Annotated in this window: 10 protein-coding genes; 6 read left to right on the top strand and 4 right to left on the bottom strand. The window is 68.9% G+C overall.

The window, feature by feature from the left end:
• The first annotated feature begins 167 nt into the window (after window positions 1-167).
• The 3 genes from RN743_RS15655 (at window position 168) to RN743_RS15645 (ending at window position 7,034) form a co-directional block, all read left to right on the top strand.
• The gene (locus RN743_RS15655; RefSeq protein ID WP_310781218.1) at window positions 168-1,589 is read left to right on the top strand and encodes a formylglycine-generating enzyme family protein; all 1,422 of its coding nucleotides are present in this window, start codon (window positions 168-170) and stop codon (window positions 1,587-1,589) included.
• Window positions 1,590-1,628: 39 nt separating this feature from the next.
• Entirely contained in the window at window positions 1,629-2,003 is a 375-nt protein-coding gene (locus tag RN743_RS15650; RefSeq protein WP_343219056.1) for a cupin, read from the top strand.
• Window positions 2,004-2,192: 189 nt separating this feature from the next.
• Window positions 2,193-7,034 carry an NAD-glutamate dehydrogenase domain-containing protein gene (locus tag RN743_RS15645; RefSeq protein ID WP_310781214.1) on the top strand — a complete coding sequence of 1,614 codons (4,842 nt, stop codon included), beginning with the start codon at window positions 2,193-2,195 and terminating at the stop codon, window positions 7,032-7,034.
• Between the two features lie 36 nt (window positions 7,035-7,070).
• Here the strand turns inward: RN743_RS15645 and glnA are convergent, their stop codons facing one another.
• From glnA to RN743_RS15630, 3 genes are all read right to left on the bottom strand, one after another.
• Window positions 7,071-8,471: a type I glutamate--ammonia ligase gene (gene glnA, locus RN743_RS15640; protein ID WP_310781213.1), complete on the bottom strand. Its 1,401-nt coding sequence runs from the start codon at window positions 8,469-8,471 to the stop codon at window positions 7,071-7,073.
• A gap of 165 nt (window positions 8,472-8,636) precedes the next feature.
• Window positions 8,637-9,290, bottom strand: coding sequence for a 4'-phosphopantetheinyl transferase superfamily protein (locus RN743_RS15635; protein WP_310781211.1), 654 nt, complete (start codon window positions 9,288-9,290; stop codon window positions 8,637-8,639).
• Window positions 9,291-9,349: 59 nt separating this feature from the next.
• A complete protein-coding gene (locus RN743_RS15630; RefSeq protein ID WP_310781209.1) occupies window positions 9,350-10,378 on the bottom strand; it encodes an SDR family oxidoreductase in 1,029 nt (342 codons plus the stop codon).
• A 141-nt stretch (window positions 10,379-10,519) separates the two neighbouring features.
• Between RN743_RS15630 and RN743_RS15625 the strand changes: the two genes are divergently transcribed.
• From RN743_RS15625 to RN743_RS15615, 3 genes are all read left to right on the top strand, one after another.
• The gene (locus RN743_RS15625) at window positions 10,520-10,882 is read left to right on the top strand and encodes a DUF2281 domain-containing protein (protein ID WP_310781207.1); all 363 of its coding nucleotides are present in this window, start codon (window positions 10,520-10,522) and stop codon (window positions 10,880-10,882) included.
• Between the two features lie 78 nt (window positions 10,883-10,960).
• Complete coding sequence (gene guaB, locus RN743_RS15620) at window positions 10,961-12,427, top strand: IMP dehydrogenase (RefSeq protein ID WP_310781205.1); 1,467 nt, start codon at window positions 10,961-10,963, stop codon at window positions 12,425-12,427.
• A 146-nt stretch (window positions 12,428-12,573) separates the two neighbouring features.
• The gene (locus RN743_RS15615; RefSeq protein ID WP_310781203.1) at window positions 12,574-14,292 is read left to right on the top strand and encodes a LysM peptidoglycan-binding domain-containing protein; all 1,719 of its coding nucleotides are present in this window, start codon (window positions 12,574-12,576) and stop codon (window positions 14,290-14,292) included.
• Here RN743_RS15615 and RN743_RS15610 read toward each other — a convergent pair.
• A complete protein-coding gene (locus RN743_RS15610; RefSeq protein ID WP_310781200.1) occupies window positions 14,182-15,639 on the bottom strand; it encodes a nucleotide sugar dehydrogenase in 1,458 nt (485 codons plus the stop codon). The two genes, RN743_RS15615 and RN743_RS15610, sit on opposite strands and share 111 nt — an antisense overlap.
• Between the last annotated feature and the right edge of the window lie 18 nt (window positions 15,640-15,657).

Raw genomic sequence — 15,657 nt, 5'->3', positions numbered from 1 at the left:
GGGCTCTGAGGGAGCGACCCCGTACGGTACCCCATCCGCCGCTCATGGGTTCTCCGCTGCGCGTCAAGAGCCCGCGCCGTCCGCCGCGTCGGTCCGGCCCGCCGCACCCCACGGGTGTATCATGTAGCGGGAGGCTGATCACCGCCGCGTACGGGGAGGCGCCGGAGATGAAAGGGCCACGACGAACTCTCGCCGCCGTCACCGCGGCGCACGCGGGAGCGGATCTCCTCCTCCTCGCCGGCGGTATCCTCGCCGAGAGTCTCCCCGCCGCCGCGCAGTCCGACGCCTCCCCGTCCCCGCCGGGGGCGGTGGTGTGCGTGGGAAGCGAACTGTCGACGCCGCGGACTCCGGATCCCGACCGCCGGTTCGGCTGGGAGGGCATCACCGTGGTCTATCGGTCCGACGTGGCCCTGGCCTACCGGGTCGGCGTCCGGCTCGAAGACCGGCAGCGCGTGGAACGGGCGCTGCGCTCGGAACTCGGCGACCACGCGGAAGCTTCGTGTGCCTGGTCGAACCGGGGGGACCGGCACGTGGCGATCATCGGCTACACGTCGTCGGTCCGTCTCGCCCCGACGTCGGATCCGGACGGCTCGGCGTTCGAGCGTATCGCCGTGGGGTTCGGGGCGAGCGCGGAGGCGGCCGAGACGAACGCGACGACCGGCAACGACCATTTCGCGAGGTACTACGACGGGGGCGGCTACGAAGTCGTCGCCCGCGAAAGCTGGGGCGCCGTGGGAGACGGCGCGGCGTCCGGAACGGCGGATCGGCCCCCGGAAGAGATGTTCGAGGCGTTCGAGACGTTCCGCGACTGCGCGTTCTGTCCGGAGATGGTCGTGGTGCCGCCGGGGACGTTCACGATGGGCTCGCCGGAGTCGGAGGAGTTCCGCGGAGCCGTCGAGGGTCCGCAGCATTCGGTGACGATAGGGGCTCCGTTCGCGGTGGGCGTGTACGAGGTCACGTTCGCGGAGTGGGACGCGTGCGTGCAGATGGGAGGGTGCCGCTACACGCCGGCCGACCGGCGCTGGGGCCGGGAACGTCGTCCGGTGCTGTACGTGAGTTGGGAGGATGCGCAGGCCTACGTGTTGTGGCTTTCCGGGCTGACGGGGCAGCCGTACCGGCTCCTGAGCGAGGCGGAGTGGGAATACGTGGCGCGGGCCGGAACGGTGACGGCCCGGCACTGGGGGAATGACGTATCGGACCTGTGCCGCTACGCGAACGGAGCCGGGGGCGGGCCCAGAGCCCGATCGTTCAGGGGTCTCCGGTTCAGTCGCGGGTCCGGCAGCGAGCCGCCGTGCAACGACGGGTACGGCGGGACGGCGCCGGTGGGGTCGTTCGCGCCGAACGCGTTCGGGTTGTACGACGTGCTGGGGAACGTGTCGGAATGGACGCAGGACTGCTGGAACGACAGCTACTCGGGCGCTCCGGCGGATGGAAGCGCCCGGGAGTCGGGAGACTGCGACCGCCGCGTCCTCCGCGGCGGTTCCTGGTTCATTGGCGCGTGGTTCCTCCGCTCCGCGAACCGGTCCAGGAATCTCCCCGACAGCCGGGACATGTACTACGGCTTCCGCGTGGCCCGATCGCTCCCCTGATTCGGCAGCCCCGGACCCGCCCGTGTATCATGTCCCGCCATGGAGGGGCATGAGAAGGGACGGGAACCGGCGGGCCGCGGGGAGCCCCGCATCGTGGACAAGCCCTGGGGGCGCGAGGTGTGGTACGCCCACACGGACCGCTACGCGGGGAAGGTTCTCGAAGTCGAAAAGGGGCACATCCTCTCGCTGCAGAAGCATCTCGTGAAGCACGAGACGATGCTGCTCCAGTCCGGGCGCATGCGCTTCACGCTCAACGATGCGGTCTTCGAGTGGCTCCCGGGCGAGGTCGTCTCGATCCCGCCCGGGAACGTGCACCGCATGGAGGCGCTCGAAGACAGCATCATCCTCGAGGTGAGCACGCCGGAACTGGACGACCTGGTGCGCCTCGAAGACCGCTACGGGCGGATCCGTTGAACCGCTCGATCCGGTTTGGACGTTCCCGCGGGAATGTCGGGCCCGCCACCCCGGACGCGCCCCGCTAACTCAGCGCGTCGAGGATTTCGTCATGGGTCGGGTGCCGGCCGGTGGCGGCCTTCGGTTCGTACTTCGGCTTCCGGCACGTTTGCCGTTGACCCTGTGCGGCACAATGGGGTATCTACGGGCATGAAAAACAAGCCTGCGCAGAAGTCGGACCTCGGGCCCCTGATCCGCGAGATCGAATCGCGACTCCCGGACGCGCCCGGCGAAGCGGTCCGGGGTCTATCCCGCCGTCTCTTCAGCCGCGGCTATGCCCACATCGCGGATGGACGCCCGGTCCGCGCGCTGGCCGACGATGTCGCCGCCCTCTATCGCCTCGTGGCCGGCGCCGACGACGGCGAAATCGCGATCCGACTCGCCTGGGACGAGGACGATCCGTCGCGCGGCGTGCTCCAGACGGTGATGGAGGACCGGCCCTTCATCGTCGACACGCTTCGCGAGTACCTCCACTCGGCGGGGCTCGACCTGCCGCTCCTTCTGCACCCGGTCGTCGTCGTGGACCGGGACGTGTCCGGCCGTGTACTCGACATCCGCGACCACTCCGCCGACGGCACACGCGTGTCCGTCGTCCACATCGTGCTCGACGACGCCCACCACGCGGAGGTCCGGGACACGCTGGAAGCCGAAGTGCGGCGGCGCCTCGAACTCGTGAGAGCCGTCACCGGGGACTTCTCCCCCATGATCGAGCGGGTGAAGACGCTCGTCGGCGAACTCGACGACAAGCGGCGGGAGACACCGTGGCGCAGCACCGAGTTCGAGGAGATCCAGGACCTCCTCCGGTGGCTCGTGGACCCCGGGTTCGTCTTCCTCGGCTATCGCGCCTACCGCATCGAGACGGACGATGCCGGCCGCGACTGGATCCACGTCGACGAGGGGAGCGGGCTCGGGATCCTCAGGGACGACGACACGTCGAAGTACCACGAACCCCGGCCGCTGGACGAACTCCCCGCGTACCTCCGTGCCCGCGTGCTGGGCGGCCCGCTTCTCATCATCTCCAAGACCAACGCCCAGAGTCCGATCCGGCGCAACGTCCGCATGGATTACGTGGGGATCAAACGTCTGCGCCCGGACGGGACGGTGTACGGCGAGCACCGGTTCCTCGGCCTGTTCACCGCGAAGGCGTTCTCGCAGGACGCCTCCTCCATCCCGATCCTGCGCCGCAAGCTGCGCGAGATCCTCCAACTGGAAGCCGCGCCCCCCGGATCGCACGACTACAACGTCATCCTGGGGACGTTCAACTCGATGCCGAAGGAGGAACTGTTCCTCGCCTCGGTGGAGGAGATCCGCTCGGTCATCGACGCGGTGATGGCGACCGGAGGCGGGGACGACGTGCGGGTCACGGCGCGTCCCGACCAGCTCGGCCGCGGCGTCCAGATCCTCGTCATCCTCCCCAGGACCCATTTCTCGGGGCAGGTGCGAAGGCGGCTGCAGGCGGCGCTGATCGAGGCCTACCGGGGGACGCTCCTCAACTACCATCTCGCGCTGGGTCAGGGCGACCAGGCGCGCCTTCACTTCTACCTCGCTCACGACCCGGACGAGGTGGGGTCGGTCGACCTCGACGCCGTCCAGGCCCAGGTCCGCTCGATCGTGCGCACCTGGGAGGAGCGCCTCGAGGACGCGCTCGATGCCGTCCACGGTCCCACGCGAGGCCACGAACTCGCGACGCATGTCGTGCGTTTCTCGACCGGCTACCAGGCGGCGATGGACATCGACACCGCGGTCGAGGATGTGGCCTGTCTCGCCCGGCTGGCCGAGACGGGCGAGAGCCAGGTGCTGCTCAAACGGTCCCCGGGAGAGACGGACGGGCGACACTATCATCTGCGGTTGTACGCCCGGAAGGGCCACTACGTCCTCAGCGACGTGATCCCCACGCTCGAGAACCTGGGGCTCCGGGTGCTCGACTCGCTCCGCTTCACGATCCAGCTCAAGGACGAGACGCCCGACGCCACGGAAGAGACGTTCGCGGCGCGCGTCCAGTCCTTCGAAGCCGAAGCGCGGCGTGCCGGCGACCTCGACATCGCGGCGGCGCAGGACCGCATCGGCGACATGCTGCGGGCGATCCGTGCGGGGGTGGCGGAAGATGACCGGCTGAACGAACTCATCGTGACGGCCGGTCTCACATGGCGCGAGGTATCGGTCCTCCGGGCCTACGCGGGGTACACGTTCCGCATCGGCGCCGTTGCCGCTCCCACGGGCGGCCAGTTTCCGCTCACGGCGTACCCCGACATCGCACGCTGCATCTTCCGGGCCTTCGAGGTGCGCTTCGATCCGGAGGCGCAGGAGGGGGCGGACGTCGCGATGCGGCGTCTGAAGCGCGAGTTCACGCGAGGACTGGCTTCGGTACGGGGGATCGAGGACGACCGGACGCTGCGGCGGATGATGGAACTCGTCCATGCCACCGTGCGCACGAACCACTACCGGGGCGACCTGCGCCGTTCGCCGCTTCTCGCGCTCAAGATCTCGAGCCGCTCCGTCGACTTCATTCCGGAGCCGAAGCCGAAACACGAGGTCTACCTGCGCGGCCCTCGCACCGAGGCCGCCCACCTGCGCATGGACGACGTGGCGCGCGGCGGGATCAGGTGGAGCGACCGCTACGGCGATTTCCGGGTGGAGGTGCTCGGACTCGTGAAGACGCAGCGGGTGAAGAACGCCGTCATCGTGCCCGGCGGCGCGAAGGGCGCCTTCATCGTGAAGGGTCTGCCGGAGGATCGCGAGGCGCGGCTCGCGGCCGGGTTGGACAGCTACCGGGACTTCATTCGCGGCCTGCTGGAAGTCTCGGACGACGTCGTCGATGGCGAGGTGACGCGACCCCGGGGGATGGTGATCCACGATGGACCCGACCCGTACCTCGTCGTCGCCGCGGACAAGGGAACGGCGAAGAACTCGGATACGGCCAACGAACTCGCGGCGGAAGCGGGCTTCTGGCTCGATGACGCCTTCGCCTCCGGCGGATCGCAGGGGTACGACCACAAGAAGGAGGGGATCACGGCCCGCGGCGCGTGGGAGTGCGTGAAGCGCCACTTCCGGGAAGCGGACATCGACTACGAGAACGAACCCTTCACGGCGGTCGGCATCGGGGACATGAGCGGCGACGTGTTCGGCAACGGGATGCTGCTCAGTAAGCAGATCCAGCTCGTCGCCGCCTTCGATCACCGGGACATCTTCCTCGATCCGAATCCGGAGCCGAAGGCAGCGTGGGAGGAACGGAAGCGGCTGTTCGGTCTCCCGGCTTCGTCGTGGGCCGACTACGACGCCGAACTCCTGAGCGAGGGGGGCGGCGTCTACGACCGTACGGAGAAGCAGATCCGCCTGTCGCCGCAGATCCGCGAGCGCCTCGCCATCGATCGCGAGGAGATGAACGGAAACGAGTTGATTCGCGCGATCCTGTCGGCGCCGGTCGACCTCCTCTGGAACGGCGGCATCGGCACGTACGTGAAGGCGAGCTCGGAGCGTCACGCCGATGTCGGCGACCCGAGCGGCGATCCCACGCGGGTCGATGCGACGGCCATTCAGGCGCGTGTCGTGGGGGAGGGCGGCAATCTCGGCTTCACGCAGGGCGCGCGGGTGGAATACGCGCTCCGCGGGGGCAGCATAAACACCGATGCCGTGGACAACTCCGCCGGGGTCGACATGTCCGACCACGAGGTCAACCTGAAGATCCTGCTGGGCGCCCCGCTGTCGCGCGGCGGGATCGACTACGGGGCCCGAAACGACCTGCTCCGCGAATGTACGGACGAGGTCGCGTGGAAGGTCCTCCGCAACACGTACAGCCAGAGCCTCGCCATCAGCCTCGACTACATCCGGGCACGGCGCGCCCCCGCGACGTTTCGCGAGGTGATCCAGCGCTTCGAGCGGGAGGGGATTCTGGATCCGGCTCTCGAATACCTGCCGGCGGGGGAGGATCTCATCGAGCGGGAGAACCTCGGGGCGCACCTGACGAGGCCGGAACTCGCCACCGTGATGGCCTACTCGAAGCTTCACCTCAAGCATGCGCTCACCGAATCGAGCGTGTCCCGCGACCCGGCCATGATGGAACTCGTGGAGGACTACTTCCCGTTCGGGGCGCTGAAGGAGGTCGAAACGTCGGACCTCGAAGAGCACCGGCTGCGCCCGAACATATCGAGCATGCTGCTGACGAACCGCTACGTGGACCGCATGGGCGCCACGAGCCACATCCGGCTCATGGAGGAGACCGGCCGCGCCGCCGCGACCGTTGCCCGCACCTGGTACGTCGCGTCCCGGATCGCGGACGCCGAGGATCTGTACGAGCGGCTGCGCGTCGCGGATGTCCGGATGCGGAGCGGGGCGCAGAACGAGTGCTACCTCGCGATGGCGGACGCTTTGACGCGCGCGACGCGGTGGCTCCTGGAGCGGACCGACCCCGCGGAGCCGATCAGCGAGGCGATCGAGTGGCTGCACGACCCCGTGCGGGCCGTCCGCGAGGCCCTGCCGGAACTGCTCACCGCGGAGCGGCTGGAACGTTTCGAGTCCACTTGCTCGCTGCACGAGATGGACGGACTCGATCCGGAGGGCGCGGCGCGACTCACAACCTTCCGCTACGTGGACGAACTGCTGCCGATTGCCAGCCTCATCCGGGAGACGGGCGCCGGCACGCGCGAGGTCGGCGCCGTGTACTTCGGCCTCGCCGAGGAGATCGACTTTCCGTGGCTGCGGGGCCGCATCTACTCGCTGGCCGCGGACGATCCGTGGGACCAGAGGGCTGCGCGCATCCTCGTCACGCGACTCGAACTGGCGCGTTCGCGCATGGCGGCGCAAATCATCGCCCACGCCGACGCGTCAACGACGGAAGAGGCGATGCGATCCTTCCGCCGCCGGAACGCGGTGGGGTTGAGCCGGATTCGGAATGTGATCGTCGACGTCCGGAGCGGCGGTGTGGGGCTTCCCGGACTCGTCGTGGCCGTGGACGCCGTCAACGACCCGGGGATCCTGGAACCCCCGGATCGCTGATCGGCTCAGGCAGCGGCGATTGGCTGCCCGGGACTGCTAGTAGTTGATGTACTGCTCGAGTTCCCACTCGGAGACCGACGCGACGTAGTCGCTCCACTCGGCCTTCTTGCGGCTCACGAACTGCTCGAAGATGTGGTCGCCGAGGGCGTCCTTCATGACTTCGTTCGCCTCGAGTTCCTCCACGGCCTCGCCGAGGTTGGCCGGCAGCACCTCGAGCCCGATCCTCGCCCGCTCCTCGTCCGACAGCTGCCACACGTTCGTGTCGAGCGGCGGGCCGGGATCGATCTTGTTTGCGATGCCGTCGAGGCCGGCGGCGAGCTGGACGGCCGTCGCCAGGTAGCCGTTGCAGGACGGGTCGGGCATGCGGAACTCGAGCCGCGTGCCAACGCCCCGCTGCTCCGGAATGCGGATCATCGGCGAACGGTTCCGCTGCGACCACGCGATGGAGATCGGGGCTTCGTAGCCGGGCACGAGCCGCTTGTAGCTGTTCACGATCGGGTTGGTGACCGCCGCGATGGCTCGCGCGTGCTTCTTGAGGCCGCCGATGTAGTGGAGCATGACGTCGGTCAGCTCGTAGTCGGCGTTCGCGTCGTGGAAGATGTTCTTCCCGTCCTTGAACAGCGACTGGTGCGTGTGCATGCCCGAGCCGTTCGCGCCGAAGATCGGCTTCGGCATGAACGTCGCGTGGAGCCCGTGCGCGAGCGCGACGTTGCGGACGATGAACTTGAAGGTCATGAGATCGTCGGCCGTCCGCAGCGCCTCGGCGTACTTGTAGTCGATCTCGTGCTGGCCTTCGGCGACCTCGTGGTGCGCGGCCTCGATATCGAGGCCCATCGCCTCCATGCCGGTCACCATCTCCCGCCGCGCCCGCTCGGCGAGATCCGACGGCGTGAGGTCGAAGTACCCCCCATCGTCGTGCGTGACGAAGTTGCAGCTACCGTCCTCGTTCGTCTTGAAGAGGAAGAATTCGGCCTCGACGGCGGAGTACATCGTGTAGCCCATCGACTCCGCTCTGGCGACGACGCGCTTGAGCGCCGCTCGCGGGCAGCCGCCGAACGGCTTGTTGTACGGGCGCCGGACGTCGCAGTACATCTGGGCCACCCGGGCGTCCGGGTTCCCCCACGGCAAGACCCGGAACGTGTCGAGATCCGGCCGGAGGAGCATGTCGCTCTCCTCGATGCGGACGTAGCCGGCGATCGACGAGCCGTCGAACATGACCTTGGCGTCGAACCCGTCTTCGAGCTTGCTCGCCGGGACCTCGACGTTCTTCGCGAAACCGTTGATGTCGATGAAGATGAGACGAAGGAAACGGACGTTCAGTTCCTCGCAGAGCTTCAGGATCGCGTCCCGGTCGCCCGAGGCGACGGTGCTCCCGTAGTCATCGTATTGAACGTGCGAGGAATGTTCACTGGGTGCCGCAAAAACGGCGTCGGACATGGTGCGACCTCCGGGTCACTTGGGGCGTACTGGAGAGGGGGGTTCGTACGTTCGGTTCCGCGCCGGGCGGTCGGGCACGACCCGCGATGTCGCGGGGCACTATGGGGGGCGAATCGACCATCGTCAACCTTGCCGCTCGAACCGCGGCAGGGCTTTTCCCACGAACTACGAGGGCCAGCTCCACTGCCGGACGGATTCGGGTGCCCGGGAGCATGCCACGGCGCCCGTGAAGCCCTCGCCGGGGAAGAGGTCCATCAGCCACCAGGAGCGCCCGTCGAGTTCGCCGCGAATCGTGTCGACGCGGCCCAGCGGACGCGACAGGCCGAGTCCGGCCGCCTTGAGGATCGCCTCCTTTCGGGCCCAGATGCGGAAGAACTCCGGCCTGGCCGCCGCCGTCTCCCAGTCGGACCGGAGGCGCCATTCTTCGGGGGATAGATGGTCGCGGGCGAGCGGCCCCGGGTAGCTGAGCGGCCGGATGCGTTCGATGTCGACGCCGATCTCGCCGAACTGGCCCACCGCGCAGAGCGCGAGGCCGCCCGAGTGGCTGAGATTGAAGAAGAACGGGATCTCGACGCCGGCCCCGTCGTCCGCTCGGGCCGACACCAGGCGGGGCTTTCCGTGCTCTCCGTACTCCAGCGCCAACTCTCCGGGCGGGACGCGCAAGTACTCGGAGAGGAGACGCCGCAGCGCGATGCGGGCGCGGCGGAACCGGGCGCGCGCCTTCGCGTTGACGAGCCGTTCGGCGCGGGCCCGCTCGTCCGGACTCAGGATGGCGCGGCCGCCGGCCTCGCCACGGGCGGAGAGGTCGATTCTCCACACGTGAAGGCCGGACCCCGGTAGTCCCGGAGGACGGGCGCGCGCAGGCCAGTCCCCGCTGTTCAGAGGGCGGCGTACCAGTCGAGCGTGGACCGAAGGCCTTCGAGGAGCGTCCAGCGCGGTTCGTATCCCAGCTGTTCCCGGGCTTTCGAGACATCCGCATAGGAATGCCGTACATCACCGGTCCGGAAGCCCTCGTACACGGGTTCCGCGCCTCCCACATCCGGCCGCTTCTCCGCGAGCCCCGACCGGATGAGGGCGAACAGCTCGTTCAGCGTCGTCGGATCGCCCGCGGCGACGTTGTAGACGCCGAGCGCCGTCTCCGCTCCCGTCGTGGCGGCGAGCAGGTTCGCCTGTACCACGTTGTCGATGTAGCAGTAGTCCCGGGTCGTCTTCCCGTCCCCATAGATCCGGCACGGCTCTCCCGCCAGCATCCGCAGGGCCCAGCGCGGTATGACGGCGGCGTACGGCCCTTCGGGATCCTGCCTCTTGCCGAAAACGTTGAAATAGCGGAGTCCGACGATCTCGAGGTGGTAGCTGCGGCGGTACATTTCCGCGTACAGCTCGTTGACGCGCTTCGTGGCCGCATACGGGGACGCCGGGTTCCCGATGCGGGCTTCCACCTTCGGAAGGTAGGGCGAGTCCCCGTACACCGAGCTCGAGGAGGCGTAAACGAGGCGGGAGACGCCGGCGTCGCGGGCCGCGTCCAGCACGTTGATGAACCCCTCGACATTGCGGGCATACGCCTCCTGCGGCTCCTTGACCGATCGGGGCACCGAACCCAGCGCGGCCTGGTGCAACACGATGTCGACACCGCGGCAGGCCTCGACGGCGGCGTCGGCCTCGACGATGTCCCCTTGCACGAACCGGCAGCGGTCCGCGGGGGCGCCCGCGGCCGCTACGGCGTCGTCGATGTTGCGGCGGTGTCCGGTCGAGAGGTCGTCGAGCGCCACGACCTCCTGTCTCAGCGTCAGGAGCCGCTCGACGAGGTGGGATCCGATGAAGCCGGCGCCCCCCGTGACCAGCCACCGTCGAGGGGCCGCCGCGAGTGCTTCGCAGGCGAGATGATAGGCGGTTTTCACGCGCAACATGTTATGCTTCGGGCGGCGGAAGGCGGAACCCCTCCTTGAAACCTGCCCCCTGTCGGGCGGAGTATGAGGGGAGCCGGCGCAGAAACGCAGGGCGAGTGCGGGCGACCACGAAGTCGGAAAGGCGCGATGGCCGAAGAAGGCATGAACGAGATCCTGAGGAAGAAGATCTGGAGGAAGCTCCAGGCTCTCCCCGAGGACAAGCAGTACGAGGTCGTCGATTTCATCGACTATCTCGCATCGAAGTACGCGTCCCGGCCGGCGGCCGGCGCGGACCCGTTCCAGCACTTCGCCGAATCCGTCCACCGGGGGTTGCGGAGGACGCGGGCCTCGACGACCGCGGTCAAGGGAACGATGAAGGTGCTCGGTGCGGCCGACCGCGTGATCGACTCGTTCCGCGAAGCCGGGCGCGGATTCCTCGCCGAACTCGAGGCCGGCAGCCCCGAACCGGAACCCCGGGAGGATCGTCCGCCGCCCGAGACGCGCGAGATCGTCGTCGACCCCTAGACCCAAGCCGCCGTCGCGGCGGTCTCCCCCGGCCGCCGGCTCGTTTGACGCCGCGCGGGCCGGCGCCTACGATGGCGCATGGAAGCTCCCGTGCCGCGCTCCAGCCGCGAAGCGCTCACCTTTGACGACGTTCTGCTCGCGCCCGGGCACGCGCTCGTCCATCCGGCGGACGTCGACGTCTCCACCCGCCTGACCCGGCGCATCCGACTCCAGATTCCGCTGCTCTCCGCCGCCATGGACACGGTGACGGAGTACCGCATGGCGATCGCTCTCGCGCGCGAGGGCGGGATCGGCATCATCCACAAGAACATGTCGATCGAAGCCCAGGCGCAGCAGGTCGACCGGGTGAAACGGTCCGAGAGCGGGATGATTCTGAACCCGATCACGCTCGGACCCGACGCCACGCTGAGCGAGGCCCGCAGGCGAATGAGGGATTTCTCGATCAGCGGGGTCCCGATCGTGGGCGATGACGGCGCGCTCGTCGGGATTCTCACCAACCGCGACCTCGTGTTCGAGACGGACCTCTCGCGGCCGGTGCGGGACGTGATGACGAGCGAGAACCTCGTGACCGCGCCCGCCGGGACGTCGCTCGAGGAGGCCGAGGAGATTCTCCGCCGCCACAAGATCGAAAAACTCCCCGTCGTGGGGGAGGATGGGCGGCTCGCCGGGCTCATCACGGTCAAGGACATCTTCAAGCGGCGGCAGTTTCCCCACGCGACGAAGGATGGGCACGGACGGCTCCGGGTGGGGGCGGCCGTGGGGGCGAGCCGGAGTGAACTCGGGCGGGCGCGGGAACTCTCGAAGGCCGGAGTGGACGTCATCGTCGTCGACACCGCGCACGGACACTCCGAGGGCGTTCTCCAGGCCGTCGCCCGCGTGCGGGAAGCGTTGCCCGACATCGATCTCATTGCCGGAAATGTCGCGACCCGCGAGGGGGCGGCGGCGCTCGTCGAGCGGGGCGTGGATGCGGTCAAGGTCGGCGTGGGGCCGGGATCCATCTGCACGACGCGCGTCGTCACGGGCGTCGGCGTGCCTCAGGTCACGGCGATCGAGGACAGCGTGGCGGGGGCGGAGGGCCGCGTGCCGGTGATCGGGGACGGCGGCATCAAGTATTCCGGCGACCTCGTGAAGGCGATCGCGGCGGGGGCGGAGACGTGCATGCTCGGGTCGATGTTCGCGGGCACCGACGAGAGCCCCGGGGAGACCTTCCTCCTCGAGGGCCGGCGGTTCAAGGTCATTCGCGGCATGGGCTCGCTCGCGGCCATGCAGGCCGGCTCGGCGGACCGGTACTTCCAGGAGGGATCGGCCGCCCAGAAACTGGTCCCCGAGGGGATCGAAGGCCGGGTGCCCTACAAGGGGCCGGTATCGGACACCGTGTTCCAGCTCGTCGGCGGCCTTCGCAGCGGCATGGGCTACTGTGGCGCCGCCACCATCGACGAACTCCGGCGCGATGCCCGCTTCCTCCGCATCACGTCCGGCGGACTTCGCGAATCCCACCCGCACGACGTCGTAATCACGCGCGAAGCTCCGAATTACCACGTCTAAAACCGGATCAATTCTCGACACCGCATATCGCGTTCGGTACCATGTATCCGCGTGTTGTCCGGTCCTGCTTCCGGAGCGACGCCCTGGTGGGGCGGAGGGGCCTGGGGGGGGTTAGTTGTGGTGCCGAGAGGGGATTTTACCGCCCGATGACCAATCGATCGTCAGGAAGCCGCTTCCGCGCGCGCCTTCACTGGGCCGGTCCGGTGCTCGGGGCGCTCGTGCTGCACGGTTGCGCGTTCACGCAGCGTACGGTCGACCGGGGCCCGGTCCCGGCGACCGCGAACGTCGAGCCGGGGGCGGTCGAGGCCGGCCGGGCGGACCCGTCCGAAGCGACCCCGGAACCGGCAGACGCCGCCGCGCCGGCGCCGGACGACGAGTGGATGCCGGAGGACCCGCTCGTGCCGGATCCCGTAGACGAAACGGGTGCCGGGCCGACCGCGGCGGAGATCGACCGGGCCGTCCGCGAGATGCTCGGCGGCGACCCCCTGGGATTGGTCCACGACGGAGAGGATCCGCGCGTCTTCAAGCTCGAGATGAACGAGCGCGTCCAATCGTGGGTCCACTACTTCCAGACCGTCATCGGCGAGCGCTTCGCGAACTACCTCGGCCGCAAGACGCGCTACGAGCCCATGATCCGCCGGAAGCTCCGCGAGGCGGGGCTGCCGCAGGACCTCATCTACCTCGCGCTCATCGAGAGCGGGATGAACCCGAACGCGTACAGCCGCGCGAGCGCGGTGGGCCTCTGGCAGTTCATCGCGGGTACGGGACGCCAGTACGGCCTCGAGATCTCCTACTGGATCGACGAACGAAGGGATCCGGAGAAGGCCACGGACGCCGCGGTTCGGCACCTCAAGGACCTGTACGACGAGTTCGGCTCCTGGTACCTCGCGGCGGCGGGCTACAACGGGGGGCCGAACCGGGTCCGCCGCGGGCTTCGCACCGTGCCGGGCGCGACGTTCTGGGATCTCGCCGACCGCCGTCTGCTGCGGCGCGAGACGCGGGACTACGTGCCGAAGATCATCGCGGCGGCCATGATCGGACACGATCCCGCCCGTTACGGGTTCCCGGATCCGGAGCGGGAGACGATGCCGGAGTACGTGAAGGTGCGCGTGCCCGACGCGACGAGCTTCGACGTCCTGGCCGAGGTCGCCGGGACCGACGAGGCGACGATCAACCTCCTCAACCCCGAGTTTCCGCGCGACGTGACCCCTCCGCACCGCGAGGTCGAGGTACGGGTCCCGGTCGAGGGCGCGGCCCGGTTCGCGGCGCGGTATGCGGCCGTGCCGGAGGATGAGCGGGTGACCTGGACGTTCCACACGGTCCAGCGCGGTCACACGCTGGGGTGGATCGGACAGCAGTACGGGGTGTCGGTGGCGGCGCTGCGCGCGGCGAACGGCAACGTGAATCCGCGTCGCCTGCAGATCGGCCAGCAACTCGTGGTTCCCCGCTCGGCGCGGGCCTCCGGCGCATCGATTGCGCGGAGTTCGAGCGCCCGTCCGATCTCCGCGCGGACGAATGCCGAGGGGACGACCGTCGTCACGGTGCAGCGCGGGCAGACGCTGGGCGTGATCGCACAGCGTTACGGCGTGTCGGTGGCGGCGTTGCGGGCCGCGAACGGCAACGTGAATCCGCGTCGCCTGCAGGTCGGCCAGGAGCTGCTGGTGCCGCGGGCCGGGCGCGCCGGAACGGCGTCCGCCGGGGCCGCGAGCGACGGCGCCGGGCCTGTGACGATCGTGGTCCGGCCCGGCGACTCGCTATGGCTGATCGCCCGCCGACATTCGGTATCGACGCGCGAGCTCATCGAGTGGAATCGCCTCTCCTCGACCCGGATCCACCCCGGCGATCGGCTTGAGATCCGGCGCTGAACGTTCGCGCGGCGGGCCGGAGAGCGGATAGAGGACCGCCCCGCTCGGCTCCACGGGCTCGCCGGCCCCCTTCGGCAGTCCGTTACGCGTGTCGACGACGATCCGCGCCTGCTCGAGCACGAGACCGTAGTCCACCTGCGGGTGATCCGTGATGACGACCGTCGCGTGACTCGATGCGAGCAACTCCGGCGTCAGGGGCTGCGATTCGAGATCTCCGCCCTCGAGCGCCAGTCGCGGTACGAACGGATCGTGGTATGAGACCTCGGAGCCCTGCCGGCGCAGAAGCTCGATGACGTCGAGCGCCGGACTCTCGCGGACATCGCCGACGCCCGGCTTGTAGGCGACGCCCAGCAGCAGGACCGAGCTGCCGTTCAGCGGCAGTCGATGCCGGTTGAGCGCCTGCGCGACGCGGTCCACGACGTAGCGCGGCATCTCCGCGTTGACCTCGGCGGCGAGTTCAATGAAGCGGGTCCGGTACTGGAGCGTCCGCATCTTCCAGGCGAGGTACTGCGGGTCGATCGGGAGGCAGTGGCCGCCCAGGCCGGGGCCGGGCGTGAAACGCATGAAGCCGTATGGTTTCGTCGCCGCGGCCTCTACGACCTCGCCGATGTCGATCCCCAGACGATCCGCGATGACCGCCATCTCGTTCACGAGACCGATGTTCACCGCACGGAAGGTGTTCTCCAGCAGCTTCGTGAGTTCCGCGACCTCCGGTGACGAAACGCTCACGACCTCGTCGATGACCCGTTCGTACAGACCGGCGGCGAGTTCGCGACATGCGGCGGTCAGTCCGCCCACGACCTTCGCCGTGTTCGTGAACGTGTAGGTGGGATTACCCGGGTCGACGCGCTCGGGGCTGAAGGCGAGGAAGAACTCCTCCCCCACGTTAAGTCCGCCCTGTTCGAGTTCCGGCTGCAGGAGTTCCCGGGTCGTGCCCGGCCAGGTGGTTGACTCGAGGACGATGAGCTGGCCGGGCTGGAGGCCGGCCCGGATGTGCCCGAGCGCGTCGAGAATGTGGGAAACGTCCGGGTCTCCGGTCTTCCCGAGCGGCGTGGGAACGCAGATGATGACGGCGTCCATCTCCGCGAGACGTCCGAAGTCCGTCGTCGCATCGAGAAGGCCGCTCTCGACGACGGCGGCGACGGCCCGCGCCGGAACATCGCCGATGTGGGAATCGCCCCGCCGCACCCGCCGCACGACACGCTCGTCGATGTCGAACCCCAGCGTCCGGAAGCCGGCTCCGGAAAACGCCGTGACGACGGGAAGACCGACATAGCCCAGCCCGAGCACGCCCACCCGGGCTTCGCCCGACTCGATCTTCTTCCGTAGCGCCTCTCTGTGGTTCACCGCGTCCCCCGTATCCGC

Source organism: Candidatus Palauibacter scopulicola (assembly GCF_947581915.1).
GTDB lineage: Bacteria > Gemmatimonadota > Gemmatimonadetes > Palauibacterales > Palauibacteraceae > Palauibacter > Palauibacter scopulicola.
Note: the sequence above shows the minus strand (reverse complement) of the source record. Positions and strands in the feature narration are given on the sequence as shown.